Annotated in this window: 13 protein-coding genes, 2 tRNA genes and 1 pseudogene; 4 read left to right on the top strand and 12 right to left on the bottom strand. The window is 70.6% G+C overall.

Annotated features, from left to right (window positions below; all coding sequences use genetic code 11):
- The 7 genes and pseudogenes from ACFWPS_RS31015 to ACFWPS_RS30985 form a co-directional block, all read right to left on the bottom strand.
- Window positions 1–1,279: pseudogene (locus tag ACFWPS_RS31015) on the bottom strand (MFS transporter); the annotation flags it as partial.
- 118 nt (window positions 1,280–1,397) lie between these two features.
- Window positions 1,398–3,707: a glycosyltransferase family 39 protein gene (locus ACFWPS_RS31010; RefSeq protein WP_383710826.1), complete on the bottom strand. Its 2,310-nt coding sequence runs from the start codon at window positions 3,705–3,707 to the stop codon at window positions 1,398–1,400.
- On the bottom strand, window positions 3,704–5,209 hold the full coding sequence (locus tag ACFWPS_RS31005) for a glycosyltransferase (RefSeq protein WP_383710824.1): 1,506 nt from the start codon (window positions 5,207–5,209) through the stop codon (window positions 3,704–3,706). Before ACFWPS_RS31005 ends, ACFWPS_RS31010 begins: the two co-directional genes overlap by 4 nt.
- A 14-nt stretch (window positions 5,210–5,223) precedes the next feature.
- Complete coding sequence (locus tag ACFWPS_RS31000) at window positions 5,224–6,927, bottom strand: ATP-binding protein (RefSeq protein ID WP_383710822.1); 1,704 nt, start codon at window positions 6,925–6,927, stop codon at window positions 5,224–5,226.
- Window positions 6,924–7,664 (bottom strand): response regulator transcription factor, encoded by a 741-nt coding sequence (locus ACFWPS_RS30995; RefSeq protein ID WP_194078854.1) that lies wholly within the window; start codon window positions 7,662–7,664, stop codon window positions 6,924–6,926. Before ACFWPS_RS30995 ends, ACFWPS_RS31000 begins: the two co-directional genes overlap by 4 nt.
- A gap of 267 nt (window positions 7,665–7,931) precedes the next feature.
- Window positions 7,932–8,864 carry a DUF2797 domain-containing protein gene (locus tag ACFWPS_RS30990; RefSeq protein ID WP_383710819.1) on the bottom strand — a complete coding sequence of 311 codons (933 nt, stop codon included), beginning with the start codon at window positions 8,862–8,864 and terminating at the stop codon, window positions 7,932–7,934.
- Window positions 8,865–9,240: 376 nt separating this feature from the next.
- Window positions 9,241–9,609, bottom strand: a complete 369-nt coding sequence (locus ACFWPS_RS30985; protein WP_383710816.1) for an HGxxPAAW family protein — start codon at window positions 9,607–9,609, stop codon at window positions 9,241–9,243.
- Window positions 9,610–9,858: 249 nt separating this feature from the next.
- Between ACFWPS_RS30985 and ACFWPS_RS30980 the strand changes: the two genes are divergently transcribed.
- Window positions 9,859–10,350 carry a MarR family winged helix-turn-helix transcriptional regulator gene (locus tag ACFWPS_RS30980; protein ID WP_383710813.1) on the top strand — a complete coding sequence of 164 codons (492 nt, stop codon included), beginning with the start codon at window positions 9,859–9,861 and terminating at the stop codon, window positions 10,348–10,350.
- 109 nt (window positions 10,351–10,459) lie between these two features.
- Here the strand turns inward: ACFWPS_RS30980 and ACFWPS_RS30975 are convergent, their stop codons facing one another.
- Window positions 10,460–10,708, bottom strand: coding sequence for a hypothetical protein (locus tag ACFWPS_RS30975; RefSeq protein ID WP_383710810.1), 249 nt, complete (start codon window positions 10,706–10,708; stop codon window positions 10,460–10,462).
- A gap of 74 nt (window positions 10,709–10,782) precedes the next feature.
- Window positions 10,783–11,154, bottom strand: coding sequence for a VOC family protein (locus tag ACFWPS_RS30970; protein WP_383710808.1), 372 nt, complete (start codon window positions 11,152–11,154; stop codon window positions 10,783–10,785).
- Window positions 11,155–11,345: 191 nt separating this feature from the next.
- Between ACFWPS_RS30970 and ACFWPS_RS30965 the strand changes: the two genes are divergently transcribed.
- A complete protein-coding gene (locus tag ACFWPS_RS30965) occupies window positions 11,346–13,316 on the top strand; it encodes a SpoIIE family protein phosphatase (RefSeq protein ID WP_383710806.1) in 1,971 nt (656 codons plus the stop codon).
- Window positions 13,317–13,432: 116 nt separating this feature from the next.
- Here ACFWPS_RS30965 and ACFWPS_RS30960 read toward each other — a convergent pair whose 3' ends face one another.
- Window positions 13,433–14,071: a helix-turn-helix domain-containing protein gene (locus ACFWPS_RS30960; RefSeq protein WP_383710803.1), complete on the bottom strand. Its 639-nt coding sequence runs from the start codon at window positions 14,069–14,071 to the stop codon at window positions 13,433–13,435.
- Window positions 14,072–14,289: 218 nt separating this feature from the next.
- Between ACFWPS_RS30960 and ACFWPS_RS30955 the strand changes: the two genes are divergently transcribed.
- Window positions 14,290–14,529, top strand: coding sequence for a hypothetical protein (locus ACFWPS_RS30955; RefSeq protein ID WP_383710800.1), 240 nt, complete (start codon window positions 14,290–14,292; stop codon window positions 14,527–14,529).
- A 243-nt stretch (window positions 14,530–14,772) separates the two neighbouring features.
- Here the strand turns inward: ACFWPS_RS30955 and ACFWPS_RS30950 are convergent.
- Both ACFWPS_RS30950 and ACFWPS_RS30945 read right to left on the bottom strand, forming a co-directional pair.
- Window positions 14,773–14,845 (bottom strand) — tRNA-Arg (locus tag ACFWPS_RS30950).
- A 289-nt stretch (window positions 14,846–15,134) separates the two neighbouring features.
- A tRNA-Ser gene (locus ACFWPS_RS30945) sits at window positions 15,135–15,225 on the bottom strand.
- Between the two features lie 172 nt (window positions 15,226–15,397).
- On the opposite strand from ACFWPS_RS30945, the gene ACFWPS_RS30940 reads away from it, so the two are divergent.
- Window positions 15,398–15,832: an SSI family serine proteinase inhibitor gene (locus tag ACFWPS_RS30940; RefSeq protein ID WP_383710798.1), complete on the top strand. Its 435-nt coding sequence runs from the start codon at window positions 15,398–15,400 to the stop codon at window positions 15,830–15,832.
- The last annotated feature ends 68 nt before the right edge of the window (window positions 15,833–15,900 follow it).

Raw genomic sequence — 15,900 nt, 5'->3', positions numbered from 1 at the left:
TCCCCCACCGCCGCGCGGGCGCCGTTCACCCCGCCCCCCCCCCCGCCCTCCTCGTGTGAAATCGCGACCTGTCGGGCGGCCCCACCGGGGGTTTGGGCGCGGCCCCACCCCGCGCCGATCAGCAGCAGACCGAGCAGCGTGCCGCCGTAACCGCTCGAGTCGAGTACGGCGACGGACACCAGGCCCAGCGACATCAGCAGCATTCCGAGGGCGATCGCCACCGGCGTGCCCAGTCGGGCCGCCCACCTGGCCGACAGGCCGCTGAAGTTGAGGGCGACGACCGTCAGCGCGAGCGGTGCCGTCCGCAGACCCGCCTCCAACGCGCCGTAGCCGAGGACGAGTTGCAGGTGCTGGGTGAGCAGGAACAGCGCTCCGCCCATGCCGAAGATGATGAGGACCGCGCCGGCGACGGCACCCGTGAAGCGGCGGTCCTTGAAGAAGTGCGGGTCGAGCATGGGGTACGGGATCCGGTTCTCCCAGTACGCGAAGAGGCCCAGCGCCAGTGCCGCCACCGCGGCCGGGCCCAGTACCCGCGCCGACGTCCAGCCGTGCTCCGGGCCGGAGATGATCGCGAAGACCAGCGCGGCCATGCCGACCGTGGAGAGCAGCGCGCCGAGCAGGTCGGGGCGGTCGCCCTGGCCCGGGGGTCCGGGGGTTGTCCCCCGGAAAGGCACAGCCTTCGACTCGGGAACGAGGGCGATGACGGCCGCCAGGGCCAGCGCCGCCACCGGGAGGTTGATCAGGAAGATCGCGCCCCACCAGAAGTGGTTGAGCATGAACCCGCCGATCAGCGGGCCGACGGCGAAGCCCAGCGCGTTGACGGCGCTCCAGATGCCGATGGCCTTGGGGTGCTCGTCGGGGGTGAAGATCTGCATCGCCACGGCCAGGGTGGTCGTCAGCAGCAGCGCGCCGCCCACGCCCATGCCGGCCCGCGCCGCCACCAACTGGCCCGTCGAATCGGCCAGGCCCGCGGCCAGCGAACCCGCGCCGAACAGGACCAGGCCCGCGATCAGCATCTTCTTGCGGCCGATGGGGGTCCCCCCACGCCTTTTGGGCAGTGGGGGAGGTCGGCCGCGCTGCCCGCCGTGAGCAGCAGGCCGGACTGGACGAGCGAGTAGGCGTTGATCATCCACTGGATGTCGGCGGTGGCCGCGTGCAGCTCCCGGGTGAGGGAGGGGATGGCCACGTTGAGGACGGTGTTGTCGAGCAGCACGGTGAGCTGCGCGAGACAGATGACACCGAGGATCAACCAGCGCTGGGGGTGGCCCTGAGAAGTCATGTTGTACACCGTAAAGCAGCTCCTATACGGCGTACAACGCAGTTTCTCCCGGCGCTCCCGGGAACGGCAAAGGGCGGTGACCGGGGAGGTCACCGCCCTTGCGCCGCTCAGGAGTCGGTCAGCTGCTGCTCGCCTTCTGTGTGAGGTCGTAGAAGGTGGACGAACCCACCGTCACCTTCTTGAAGTTCTTCTCCACCCACGAGGTGATCTGCGAGGACGTGCCGCTGCTGCTGCCGCCCATGCCGCCGCCGGTGCCGGAGGAGATGAAGTAGTGGATCTTGCCGTCCGCCACGTACTTCTCGAACTGGGCCAGCGTCGGGGACGGGTCGGTGCCGTTGAAGCCGCCGATCGCCATCACCGCGTCACCGGTGGAGAGCTGGTAGCTCGCCGCGTTCTGGGCGCCGATGGCCGCCGCGACCCAGGTGTACTGGGAGGAGTTCTTCTGCAGCAGCGCCTTCGCCTCGGAGCTGACGGTCGCGCCGTTCAGCAGACCGCCGGCGCCACCGCCCATACCGCCGCCCATGCCACCGGCCTCGCCCGTCCGGGTACCGCCCGGGAAGCCGTTGCCGTTCTGCGTGGTGCCGTTGCCGCCCTGCTGGTTCTGGCCCGGCATACCGCCCCCGAAGCCGCCGGTACCGCCGGTGCCACCGGTGCCGCCGCCCGGGAAGCCGCCCGTGCCGTTCTGGCCCTGGCCCGGTGTGGTGCCGGTGCCGCCCTGCTGGTTCTGGCCGAAGCCACCGCCCGTGCCGCCACGGCCGCCGCCGGGACCGCCACCGCCGCCGAAGCCCATCGAGCTCGCGCCGGCCGGGCCGGCCGTCGGGATGGAGCCGGTGTGCGCGGAGTTCACGGTGCTGAGGGTGTACGCCGTCGGGCCCGCCAGCGCGGCCACCAGGCCGACCGCGGCCGCACCGAGGGCGAGCTGACGCGAGATCCGGCCCGCGAAGACCAGGCCGAGCGCGGCGGCCAGACCGCCGATCAGGACCAGGTACTTCAGCCAGGGCAGGTAGGTGGAGGTGCGGTTGAGGAGGACGTAACCCCAGACCGCGGCCGAGACCACGGCGGCGGCGAGGGTGATCGACGCCCACAGCTCGGCGCGCTTCTCCCAGAGCAGACCCGCGCCCATGCCGACCACGGCGGCGATGTAGGGGGCGAGGGCGACCGTGTAGTACTGGTGGAAGATGCCCGCCATGTAGCTGAACACGATCATGGTCATCAGCAGCGAACCGCCCCAGACCAGGAACGAGGCCCGGGTAACCGAGGTCCGCTTCAGCTTGCGGGTCGCCACCAGACCGGCGACCAGGAGGATCAGCGCGGCCGGGATCAGCCAGGAGATCTGGCTGCCGATCTCGTCGTTGAACATCCGGCTCCAGCCGGTCGCACCCCACCGGCCGGAGCCGGTGCCGCCGCCACCGCCGCCGACGCTGCCGGTCTCGTCGCCGCTGATGCGGCCGAGGCCGTTGTAGCCGAAGGTCAGCGACAGGAAGCTGTTGTCCTGCGAGCCGCCGATGTAGGGGCGGGAGGAGGCCGGCCACAGCTCGACGATCGCCACCCACCAGCCGCCGGCGACGACCAGCGCGCCGGTCGCCAGGGCCAGCTGGCCGATCCGCTTCTTCCACGTGTGCGGGCCGACGGCCGCGTACACGAACGCCAGCGCCGGCAGGATCAGGAACGCCTGCAGGGTCTTGGCGAGGAAGGCGAAGCCGATCGCCACGCCCGCCCACACCAGCCACTTCGTACGCCCGTCCTCCACCGCGCGGACCACGAAGTAGCAGGCCAGCGCCATCAGCAGGGCCAGCATCGCGTCCGGGTTGTTGAACCGGAACATCAGCGCCGCGACGGGGGTGAGCGCGAGCACGGCGCCCGCGATCAGGCCGGCCGCGGGGCTGAACCGGCGGCGCACGGAGGCGTAGACGACCGCGACCGTGCCGACGCCCATGAGGACCTCGGGGCCGAGGATCGTCCAGGAGTTCAGGCCGAAGATCCGGGCCGCGATCTCCATCGGCCACATGAACGCCGAGGGCTTGTCGACGGTGATCGCGTTGCCCGCGTCCAGCGAGCCGAAGAACATCGCCTTCCAGCTCTTGGTGCCCGCCTGGACGGCCGCCGAGTAGAAGGAGTTGGAGTAGCCGTTGACGCTCAGGTTGTAGAAGTACAGCACCGCGGTGACGAGCAGCAGGCCGAGGAAGGCCGGGCGCGCCCAGCGGGGGTCCTCGGGGCGGCCGCGCCACAGTCTTTGGACGAAGGGCTGCTTCGGTTCGCCCGCGCCCGTCTGCGGCGCCGGCGCGTCCGGGGCGTCATGGCCGTCCGGCGCGTACCGCGGCTGCGGGGGAGCGGTGGGCGAAGCAGTGGGCGAGGCAGTGGGCGAGGCAGTGGGGGGCGCGGTCGGGGGCGGGCCCCACTGGGTCGTGGGGTCGGTGTTCGTACTCATCGGGGTTCCCCCGGGTCGGTGTCGTGCGGGCGCACCGGCTGCAACTGCATGGTGCTGTCCCTCCAGGTGCCGTCCGCGGCTTCACCGGCGCGGAACTGAGTGGTCGTGGTGCCGTTCTGGGCATACGGCTGGTGCGCCGGGCGCTGCGGGAGCGGGCCCTGCGGCTGGAACGGCTGGAATCCGCCGGTCGTGTACGTCGGGGACGCCGGGTTGTGCGTCGCCACCACCATCGACTCGTGCGGACCGGTACCGGCGCCCGTGCCGTCGCGGTCCGGGAAGACCCAGGCGCGGAAGAGCAGGAAGCGCAGGACGGTCGCCGCGAGGTTGGCGGCGATCAGCACCGCCAGCTCGGTGGAGTGCGCGGGGTCGCTGGTCGCCGCGTTCAGGGCGGCGAGGGAGCCGCTGGTGAGCGCGAGGCCGATGCCGAAGACGACCAGGCCCTGCGCCTGGTGCCGGACCGCCCCGCCGCGGCCGCGCACCCCGAAGGTGAGGCGCCGGTTGGCGGCCGTGTTCGCCACCGCCGACACCAGCAGCGCGAGCGCGTTGGCTGTCTGCGAACCGGAGAACTCCCGGAAGAGGCTGTAGAGGACCAGGTAGAAGAGGGTCGACAGGCCGCCGACCACGCAGAACCCGACGAGTTGGCGGGCCAGGCCCTTCGGCACGTCCTGGATGTCGCGGTCGCGCGGGTCGTCGCCGAACGGGCGGGCGACCCGGTCCAGCGGCAGCGAACCGGTGGCCAGGGCCTTGCCGACCCGCCACACGCCCTTGAGGTCCTCGGTCGCCGTCTTCACGATGTGCACGGTCGAGTTCGGGTCGTCGACCCAGTCGACCGGCACCTCGTGGATACGGAGCCCCGCGCGCTCGGCGATCACCAGCATCTCGGTGTCGAAGAACCAGCCGGTGTCCTCGACCATCGGCAGCAGCACCTGTGCGACATCGCGCCGGATCGCCTTGAAGCCGCACTGCGCGTCCGAGAAGCGGGCCTGCAGCGAGCCGCGCAGGATCAGGTTGTACGAGCGGCTGATGAACTCCCGCTTGGCGCCGCGCACCACGCGCGACGAGCGGGCCAGCCGGGAACCGATCGCCAGGTCGGAGTGGCCGGAGATGAGCGGCGCCACCAGCGGCAGCAGCGCGTTCAGGTCGGTCGACAGGTCCACGTCCATGTACGCGAGGATCGGCGCGTCCGAGGCCGACCAGACGGTCCGCAGCGCCCGGCCGCGGCCCTTCTGCTCCAGCCGGAACGACTTCACCTCGGCGATCTCCGCCTCAAGCTGCTTCGCCACCTGGGGGGTGGTGTCCGTGGACGCGTTGTCCGCGATGGTGATGCGGTACGCGTACGGGAAGGTGCGCTTGAGGTGCTCATGCAGTCTGAGGACGCATGGGCCGAGGTCCTTCTCCTCGTTGTAGACGGGGATCACTACGTCCAGGACAGGCGTACCGGCGTTACCGGCCGGGAGGTGCTCCCGCGCCGGCAGGGTGCCGGGAGAAGAGTCGGTTCGCATGGCATCGACTCTCGTCAAGCGCCCTGTTGCACCCATGTGGTGGCACTGTGCTGTGCCTGTGAGTGCGATTGCCAGTTCGTTTCGGGCGAAGGCTGGGGGGTCGCCGGGGCGAGCGCCGGCAGATACAGGGTGAACACCGTGCGGCCGGGAACGCTGTCCACGGTGACGGCACCGCCGTGCGCGGACGCGACGGCCTGCACGATGGCGAGCCCGAGACCGGTGGAACCCGTGGACCGCGAGCGCGCGGAGTCACCGCGCGCGAACCGCTCGAAGACGTGCGGCAGCAGATCCGGCGGGATGCCCTGCCCGTTGTCCTCGACGTCGACGCACATCCAGGGCCCGCGCCGCTCGATACGCGCGGTGACCGTGGTGCCCGGCGGGGTGTGCTTGCGCGCGTTGCCGAGCAGGTTGATCAGCACCTGCTGGATACGGGCCGCGTCGGCGGCGACCAGCGCCGGCTCGTCGGGCAGGTCGAGGCGCCAGTTGTGGTCCATGCCGGCGGCCCGGGTGTCGCTGATCGTGTCGACGACGAGCGGGATGAGATCGGTGTGCTCGAACTGGAGCGGACGTCCGGCGTCCAGCCGGGCGAGCAGCAGCAGGTCTTCCACGAGGAGGGTCATCCGGCCCGCCTCGGACTCGATACGGCCGAGGGCGTGCCGGGTGTCGGGCCCGACCTGCTCCCGTCCGCGCCGGGTGAGCTCGGCGTACCCGCGGATGGAGGCGAGCGGCGTCCGCAGCTCGTGACTCGCGTCGGCGACGAACTGCCGTACCCGCATCTCGCTCTGCTGGCGGGCGTGCAGGGCGCCGTGCACGTGGTTGAGCATCCGGTTGAGCGCGGCACCGACCTGGCCGACCTCGGTGTGCGGGTCGCACTCGGTGTCGGGCACCCGCTCGCTGAGGTTCACCTCGCCGGTGTGGAGGGTGAGTTCGGAAACGCGGGTGGCGGTGGTGGCGACCCGGCGGAGGGGGCGGGTGGCGACGCCGACGATGACGGTGCCGGCGAGGGTGGCGGCGATCAGGCCGGCGACGGTGACACTGATCTCGACGAGGATCAGCGTGCTGATGGTGTTGTCGACGTCCTTGGTCGGTACCCCGACGTAGTAGGCGCCCTTGTTACCGGTCATGTAGAGCACGCGGTACTCGCCGAGGCCCGGGATCTCGACGGTGTGCATCTTCTTGTCCTGCGCCACCGAGCCGAGCACCTTGAGCTGTGCGTTGCTCAGCGTCTTGGGGTTCATCTGCGGCACGTTGTAGTCGTCGTTCGACTTCTGGCCGACCCGGCCGGCGGTGATACTGCCGTTCTCGACCTGCGCCACGAGGGTGCCGCTGGGCTGCGGGCCCATGGTGACGAAGTTGTCGAGGTTCGTCGGCTCGTTGTTGTCCTTCCTACCGGACGAGTTGGTGCCCGAGGTGCCGGTGCTACCGGTACTACCGGTGGTTCCGGTGGTGCCCGTGCCCTGCTGGCCGGGCGGTGTCTGCCCGTCCTTGCCCGCGTCCGGCGGCTGGCCGAAGCCTCCGGTGGCCCGCTTGGTCACCTCGGACAGCTGGCCGTTGAGCTGGTCGTAGAGGTGGGTCCGCAGTGCCAGCGTCGTCACTGTGCCGATCACCGCGCAGACCACGGCGATCAACGTCACCGACACGACGACGAGCCGAGTCCGCAGGGTGCGCGGCTTTCCCGCTCGTCGCTTCTGCGTCCGCGGCCGTCGTCGCCCGCTCATGACGCGGCTGGCTTGATCAGGTAGCCGGCGCCGCGCCGGGTGTGGATCATCGGCTCACGGCCGGCGTCGATCTTCCGTCGCAGGTACGAGATATAGAGCTCGACCACATTGGCCTGCCCGCCGAAGTCGTACGACCACACACGGTCGAGTATCTGGGCCTTGCTGAGCACACGCCGCGGGTTGCGCATCAGGAAGCGCAGCAGCTCGAACTCGGTGGCGGTGAGGTGGATCGACTCCCCGGCCCGCGAGACCTCGTGGCTGTCCTCGTCCAGGGTGAGGTCACCGACGACCAGCACCGAGTCGGACCGCCGGTCGGCGGCACCGGAGCGGCGGATGAGCCCGCGCAGCCGGGCCACGACCTCTTCGAGGCTGAAGGGCTTGGTGACGTAGTCGTCGCCGCCCGCGGTGAGACCCGCGATCCGGTCCTCGACCGCGTCCTTCGCCGTCAGGAACAGCACCGGCACGTCCGGCAGTTCGCGCCGCAGGCGCCCCAGCACGGTGAGGCCGTCCATGTCGGGCAGCATCATGTCGAGGACGACGGCGTCGGGCCGGAACTCCCGGGCGGTCTGGATGGCACCCGTGCCGTCACCCGCACTCCGGATCTGCCAGCCCTCGTAACGGAGAGCCATGGAAAGGAGTTCGGTGATCGACAGCTCGTCGTCCACCACAAGCACTCGGACGGGGCTCCCGTCCGGCCTCAGCAGTTCGGTGCGCCCCTGGGGCGAGGTCGTGGTCATGGTGGACACCTTGTCCGGGTCCTCTGAGAACACGCTTTCACTAATCTGTGATTTCCCTAAGAAACACACAGGCGCCTCTCAGGGAACGCCTGGGAATCCCATCACATGTGCATGAACTCGTGACCACGCTCGCGCCGAGCTGTGCGGATCATGTACGTCCGGGGCGCACCCCGGACCGTTGATGAAGTGCTGATGAGCCGCCGATGAGAGCGTACCGACCCGGGGCGGGTCCCGCGCGGCGAGGGCCCCCCTCGGGCCTGCCGACGCTCAGAAGAGCCCGTCCTGGGGAGTCTCGAACTCCCGTACCGGCAGCCGCAGTTGCCCCTCACTCCCCGCCCCGGCGGGGATCAGCTCCCACCCGGGTAGCAAGCGCGTGTCAAGGACGACGACCCCGCGCCGGGTGGCGAGGTGCAGATCCGGCCCGGCCGCCGCGACCAGCTCCCCGCTCACCACGCCGCCCGGGACCAGCTCGGTCACCTCGCCGACGGCGGCGGCCACCCCGTCCAGCCCGAACACCCCTACGTGGTCGACGACTTGGCAGGGCTCCGGGACGAGCGACTCCGGCCAGCCGCCGAGCGCGACAGAAAGCGCGTGCAGTTCCTCGATCTCGGCCGCCCGCTCGGCCCGGGTCGCCGGCAGCAGGGCACGTACGACGCGCTTGTCGCCGTACGGGATACGGTCCGGCACCCGGAGCGCGGCCCGCAGCAACTCCTCGGCCCGCCGGGCGGCCATCAGCGGCCCGGCGCCCAGCCAGCTGAAGCACACGGCCCCCTGCTCCAGCAGCCGGGCCGGCCCCCGCTCGACGGCCGTGATCCCCACCTTGACCATGCCGGGCCCGAACCACGCCAGATACACGTGGTAGGGCCGGGGATCGTCGGCGAGGGTGTCGGCGGCCACGGAGTGCGCCCGGTCCAGCCGCGCGCACTCCTCGCACCGGGCGCCGGTGCTCCTGCCGGACACGGGCGTCCGGGTAGGGCAGGCATGCCCCCGCGCCCCCACGCACTCCCGCACACCCCGGTCCGCGAACCCGTCCCCACCCCCTCCCGCGACCCCTCCCGCGACCCCTCCCGCGACCCCTTCCGCGACTCCGAAGGCCACGCGCTTCCCCCGGGCGAGCGGACTGCGCCGCCCGCCGCTCCACACCAGCACGGGCCCGTCGTCCGACCACCGCAGCCCCGAGCATTTCCACACCTGTGCCATCACTCGCGAGGGTAGAGGGCGGCACTGACAACGGGCCGGGGCGAAGAGGCCGCGGCGAACGGCGCGGGGCGGACGGGGCGGACGGGGCGGACGGGGCGGACGGGGCGGACGGGGCGGACGGGGCGGGGCGAACGGGGCGGGGCGAACGGGCCGGGGCGGCGGGGCGGGGCGGGCGACGGCAGCCTGCGGCGACCGACGACACTCCGCGGGAGCCGTGGACAGTTCGGAGGGGCCGAGGACAGTCCGGGGCGACCGACGAAGCCGGCCGCAGCCCGCGGCAGCCAACGATGGTCCGGGGCAGCCGACTTGGACGGGGTCCGGGCCCGGGGCGGGATACTCAGCCTCTCCCTCTCCCCCTCCGTCTACCCTCTCCGGATCAGCCGCCGGCCTCCGCGGTCGCCGGTTCCGCCTCGCCGGCGGCGGACACCGGCCGGAGCGCCGACGCAGTACGCCGCCCTCGGCCGGCCAGCCGGCAGGAGACGCATCCGGCGTGGCCGTCGCGGGCGCCGGTGTCCCGCACCCGGAGGGGCCACTGTGCCCGGGGCCGCGGCCCCGGCGGCTTGCCCCACCCCGCCAGATGCAGATACCAGGTGACCAGAACGCTCACGGCACACACTGCGAGCCCAGCGACCAGGGCGGCGGCCGAGACCGTACACACGCCCCAACCCAGCAGACCGCTTCCGACGGTCGCGATCGCGGTACCGGTCCAACCTGCCACCGTGTGGCCTTCGTCGTGCTGACTCACGTACCCGCCTCCCCTTCATAGGCAGCGGAAACACACAGTCCGACGCGAGGGCGACTAGAATCCCTCACCAGGTAAGAAATTTACTACCCATACCTCTCACACGCTAAGAGAATCCGGGGATCCGGGGTCCTGAAGATCCGGGAATCCGGGGTCCTGAGGATCCAGGGATCCGGGAATCCAGGGATCCAGGGATCCAGGGATCCGGGAATCCGAAGGCACTCGGTCATCTCGAACGAATCGGGAACGCACATGCACGGCAAGCCGCGACCGGCCGCCGACGCGGCCCGGGCACTGTCCGCCATGGACCACCTCATCGCGGCCCATGTGATCGGCCAGCAGGAGCTGGCCCGGCGGCTCGGGGTGAACGTCACGGACCTCACCTGCTTCGCCTTCGTCCTGGAGGCGGGCGCCGACCTGCTGACGGCGGGTGACCTGGCCGCACGCGCCCATGTGACGACGGGCGCGGTGACGGGCATCCTCAACCGCCTGGAAAGCGCGGGCTACGTCACCCGCCGGCCCGACCCCGACGACCGCCGCCGGGTCCGCGTCGCCGCGGTCCCGGAAGCCGTCACCCGAGTCGAAGCGGTGTACGCCGGCCACTACGCGCGCCTGACCGAACTGTTCGCCGACTACACCCCCGACGAACTCGCCACCCTCACGGACTGGTTCACCCGGGCCACCGCCCTGGCCCACGACTACTTGGAGAAGCTGAACGGGAACGACTCGGCGGAGCCCGGCTGACTCGCGGCGCGAAGCCGTTCGCCCCCCGGCCGCCGACCGGCTGGAGCCGCTCCGCGGCCGAGCCGGGGTGTGTCACCGGGCGGAAGCCTGGCCACCGGTGATGCCACTTTCAGCGCGGTTCCTGCGGTTCCCTCTGGTTCCTGCGCTGCATGCGCCGCGTGCGCCGCATGGCCCTCACGCTGCCCATGATCGCCACGAACGCGGTCCCGGCGATCGAGATGCGGAATGTCAACGCGTCGGGGAGACGGTGCTGCGGGACCCAGTAGATTCCGTCGCCCAGGGCGAGCCCCGCCAGGCAGGCAACCCACGTCAACAGAGCTTTGGATGCGAACAGTCGGAGACTTCTGCCGGCGGCCATGGAGTCATGATGCGGCCACGCTGCAGCGCCTGGCCAGAGTCACGGAAATCGCTTCGCTCGGCCGACTCCCGGGGCTAGCCGATGAGGGTCTCCTTCGGGCGGACCACGCAGAACTCGTTCCCCTCCGGATCGGCCAGCACCGTCCACGACTCGTCACCGCTCTGTCCGACGTCCGCTCTGCGAGCGCCGAGCGCGAGGATCCGCTCGATCTCGACCTCCCGGTCCTCCGCCGCGGAGGTCAGATCGAGGTGCAGACGGTTCTTGACGACCTTGCGATCGGTCACCGGCATGAAGCAGATGCCCACCGGTGCCGTCTCGTCCGGCCCGATCACCACCTCCCGCTCCCGCTCGGAGAGAACCCGCCAGCGAAGCACCTCGGCCCAGAACCGGGCCAGGGCGGGAAGATCGTGAGCGTCGATGACGATGTGATGCAACGAGACAGGCATGTCGAACAGCGTTCCCCTTCGAGGGCACGGACAGACCGGAGACGGTTCCCGTCGGCCTTCCGATCCGTGGCTCCATGCGGATCGGCCCCCTCATCACCGGCGACAGCCAGGTGCATCACTTATCGACCCGTCGCCTCAAAGTGGGAGAAAATGGTTAAGGGGGTGTTTGGGTATACGCCAAGGAGTAACAGATGGATGCCTCGGACAAGCTCCTTCAAGGGGCTGACCCGGCGGCTCTTCTGACGCCGGACGGTGTCATCAGCGGTCTCAACGCTGCGATGGCCATAGCGCTGGGCAGGCCGGCCGCGAAGTGCCTGGGACGCGCCTTCGGTGATCTGTGGCCCCCGAGCCAGCGGATGTCGGCCCAGAGCCTCGTGGTCCAAGCCGCCAGGGCGAAGACGGTCGCGATGCGGGTGCTGGACTTCCCTGGGCAAGGCGGAGCACCTGTTGCCTGCCTGATCGAGGCGCAGCCGGTGAAGAATCCCGCCGGTGACGGGCAGTTGGTCTGGGTGCACGCACTGGATGCGCGAAACGACCTGGCCAGCCTGCTGATCCCGTTCCGGATGGCCACCACGGCCGCCCGCCTCGGTCTGTGGCTGTATTCACCCGATGGGCACAAGCTGGAGTGGCTCGGTGGCGCACCCGCCCTGGCGGCGCTCTTCCCGGATCCCACTCTGCCGCTTTCCGCAGCGATATCGGCAGTGCACCCCGACGACCGGGAGGCCCTGCGGCAGCTCCTGCGCTCGGCCTCCACCCAGCAATCCCCCTGGGTGAGGTTGCGGTACCTCCCCCAGCACGAGGGCTGGCACCAACTGGCCGCCCAGACCCGTCGGATCCAGCTGGGATACGGCGGCCCCGAGCGGATCTTCGGGGTGGTCCGCGACGACACCAGGCAGGAGAAGCGCAAGGAGAAGGCACAGGCCGAACTGACTGCCGAGCGGCAACGCGCCAAGGACATCTCCGACTTCTCCTCCGCCTTGATCACCGCAGCCACGGAGAAGGAACTGCAGCAGATCGCCCTGACCCGGCTCGCCGCGACCTTCGGCGCCACCAGCGCCCTGCTCGCACTCGTCGACGAAGGCCGCCTGTACGTCTCCACCGATGCCGGGATAGCCATGTGGGAGGTCGGCGCCCTGCACGGCATGCCGCTGGACGATCCGAGCCCGCTGCCCGAAGCGATCCGCACCGGCAGGCCTCACTTCATCCCCGACCGAAGGGACTACGTCCACCGCTGGCCACACGGGGCCGAACTCCCGTGGCTCGGCCGACTCGGCTCCGACTACGCCGTCTCCATCACCCCCCTCAGCGAGTCCGGCAATCAGCCGCTGGGGGCCTGGCTGGTGACCTACGGCAGCGGATACCGGCCGACCTTGGACGAGATGACCCTCATGGGCACTCTGGCCGACCTGGCAGGCCAGGCACTGAGGCGCATCAGGTTGCAACAGGCACAGGTCGAACTGGCCACGGCGCTGCAGAAGGCCATGCTCCCCACGGTGCCCGACCACCTCGCGGGCCTGGAGGTCGCCGCCCGCTACCGGCCGAGCCGAAACGGGCTGGACATCGGCGGAGACTGGTACGACGCCTTCGTGATGCCCGACGGCACGGTCGCCCTGGAGATCGGCGACGTCCAAGGGCATGACGTGGACGCCGCCGCCTTCATGGGACAGGTGCGCTTGTCCATGCGCGCGATCGCCGACCAGGAACGGGATCCGCGAACCGTGCTGGTACGCACCAACGAGCTGCTGACCACGATGGATCCCCCACGGTTCGCCAGCTGCACCATGCTGCACATCGACCCGCGCGACGGACAGGTCACCGGCGCCAGCGCCGGCCACGTGCCGTTGCTGTGTGCGCGCAAGGACGGCAGCCACAGTATCCGCGAGCTGGCGGGCGGGCCGGTCCTGGGAGTCGTGCCCGGCACCGAGTACCGCGAGGAGACCTTCACCCTGGACGAGGACAGCGCGCTGGTCATGGTCACCGACGGAGTGGTCGAAGGACCGAGCCTCACGTTGGAGGACGGGCTGGAGCGAGCCGGAACACTGGCCGGCGCGGCCCTCCGAGACGGACTGAACGCCGAGGAGACCGCCGACCGCATCCTCGACGCCGCGGTCGCAGTAGGCCACCTCGACGACGTGGCCGTGCTCGTCATCCGACGCGCGTGAATGCGTCAAGCCGCCGGAACACCGACAACCGGTCGATGACGACGCCCACGCCGGCACAGGCTTTGAGACCCGGACTCATCCTCACCAGGTCGATCAGGGGGAGTCTGAGACGCCGATCAACTCGCGCCGAGCCTCGACTGTTCGTCCGCTGGTGTTCGGCGCCGACGGACGGACGGGCAATGAATCCGGAGCCCGCATGCCCGCGCTCCCCCTGCCCCCCTCGCCCGGTCCCGGGCAACGCCTCGACAGCCGCGTGTGATTGAAGGCCCCCGCCAACGACAGTGGCGCGCCACGTACGCGTCCAGTGGTTCCGGCGCGCCCCACGCCTGGTCGAAGCCGTCCGCGAAGTACGCGAGGAACGCCGGCCCCTCCACGCTGAACCCCGTCAGCTGTTGGCGGCCGGCGGCGGCACGGTAGAAGGAGGTCGGGTCCGGGTGGCGCACCATCTCGACCCGCAGCGGTTCCGCCGGTGCCTCGGCCCCCTCCCGCTTGAGCGTGTCCAGTTCCGTCCTGGCCTCACGCCACAGGGCTTGCCACCGGCTCCAGTCCCCGCCCAGCACGGCGACCAGGCGGCAGGTGACCGTCTCGCCGGGCAGGCGACGTCCGTTGAGAGCCTCGGAGACCGTCGCCGGACTGCATTGCGCCCGCGCGGCGATCGTCTTCACCTGGAGGTTGCCCGCCATGATGCGCAGCCGACGCAGCTCCGATGCAAATCGCTGCACAGGCGACGGCGCGCCACTCGTGTGGGTGTCCATGGCCCCGCCCCCAAGAGCCTCGCCCGGTCCGACAACCGCGATGGTGCCACTCTCCCCGAGCGTCCGCCGAACTCCACCGAATCCCGTCGAACCGGTCCGAAATCCTCCGACGCTTCCGAGAAGACCGGACTCCGCCGGAATCCCCGGACCGCGTGGAGTGGCGCCTGGTCGGATGGCCGGTATCCCAAGCCGAGGACAGGACGAGAAGGTGAGTAAGCATGCCGATCGACCTCAGGATGTCGCTCCGCCGCCATTACGTGACTTTTCTGGCCGTACTCGTGACCGGGATCGTTCTGATCATGGCGGTCTACGGCACCACGCGGTCCACGGAGGTCTACCTGCACTGTCTGCTGGGCGTGGCGGGCCTGATCGCCGGCTACGCGCTCGCGCCGCCCGAGTCCCCTCTCCCCGGCGATCCGGATCAGCGGCCCGGCGCGGCGGAGAGGGAGGCCCGGTGAGGACCGCGTCTCCACTGCCCGGCAGCGGCGGGCGCCACTACGGCGGACCGCTTCCAGCACTCCGCCTGCAGCAGGATGGTGAGCAGCCTGCCGCTGCCCCACGAGTCGACTCAGGGGCTCGCAGTACTGCCGTGTCCACCGTGACTTCCCGTTGTTCCGATCGAGCCGGGCAGCCTCACTCCCGCTGCGGTACACCCCCGAAACGCAAAAGGCCCCGGATCTCTCCGGGGCCTTTCACCTGTGTGCACTCGGCAGGATTCGAACCTGCAACCTTCTGATCCGTAGTCAGATGCTCTATCCGTTAAGCTACGAGTGCTTGTTTTTTTGTATTTTGTCTTTGCTCTCGGCCCTTTCGACCCGCTCGCGGCGACAGGAAGAACATTACATGACTGCCGCCGCCATGTGAAATCCGTTAGGCGCACCCCTTGTGAGCTGCGGAAACGTCGTATCGGGTGGGTCCTGCGGACGGCGACGGCCGGGGGCGGGACGGTGCGTGTGGTGTGCCGCCCTCGCGTCCGTGGCGGTGCGGGGGCGTCGCGGCGGCAGGGGCGTAAACGCGAATCAGGGAGCCCAGACCGAAACGGATGGACTCCCTGATTGAGGTGCGGAGGCGGAGGGATTTGAACCCTCGATGGGCTTTAAGGCCCAAACCGCATTAGCAGTGCGGCGCCATAGACCGGACTAGGCGACGCCTCCAGCACAGCCGCCCGCGCGAGCGCGAGTGGTGCGTGCAGATGATGACACAGTCGAGCGTGCTGTCACCAATCGGCTCCCACGGTACTAGGCAGGTGGGCCGCAGGGCAAAGCCCTTCCCGCGAGGTCCGGAGGCGTCGCGCAACGTCCCGGCGGGCCGCGCGTTGGGCAGGGCATGTCTTACTTCGCCGTGCGGGGCGCCCTCGGGGCCGTCGCCGCCGTCCTGGGGTCCGTCGCCGCCCTGCCCGCCTCCGCCGCCGTGACGGCCGACCACCTCACCGTCACCGTGCGGCACGCCGGGGACGAGCGGGACGGGACGTACGAGCTGTCCTGTCACCCCGGCGCCGGCAGTCACCCGGACGTGGGCGGGGCCTGCCGGGCGCTCGACCGGAACACCCGCTGGGACCGGGACACCTTCGCCCCGGTCGCCCCGGGCACCGCCTGCACCATGCTCTACGGCGGCCCGGCCACCGCCCACGTCACCGGTACCTGGGCCGGCCGCCCGGTCGACGCCACGTACGACCGCAGCAACGGCTGCGAGATCGGACGCTGGGACCGGATGGTGCCTCTGCTGCCCGACCTCGGTTCATCGACCGGCTTCGGTTCATGAACCCGCCTCGGTGCAGCCATCGGCCTCGGTCCGTCAGGCCGCCTCGGCCCATAAGGGCGGCACAGCCG

This window comes from Streptomyces sp. NPDC058457, assembly GCF_042720695.1.
GTDB lineage: Bacteria > Actinomycetota > Actinomycetes > Streptomycetales > Streptomycetaceae > Streptomyces.
Note: the sequence above shows the minus strand (reverse complement) of the source record. Positions and strands in the feature narration are given on the sequence as shown.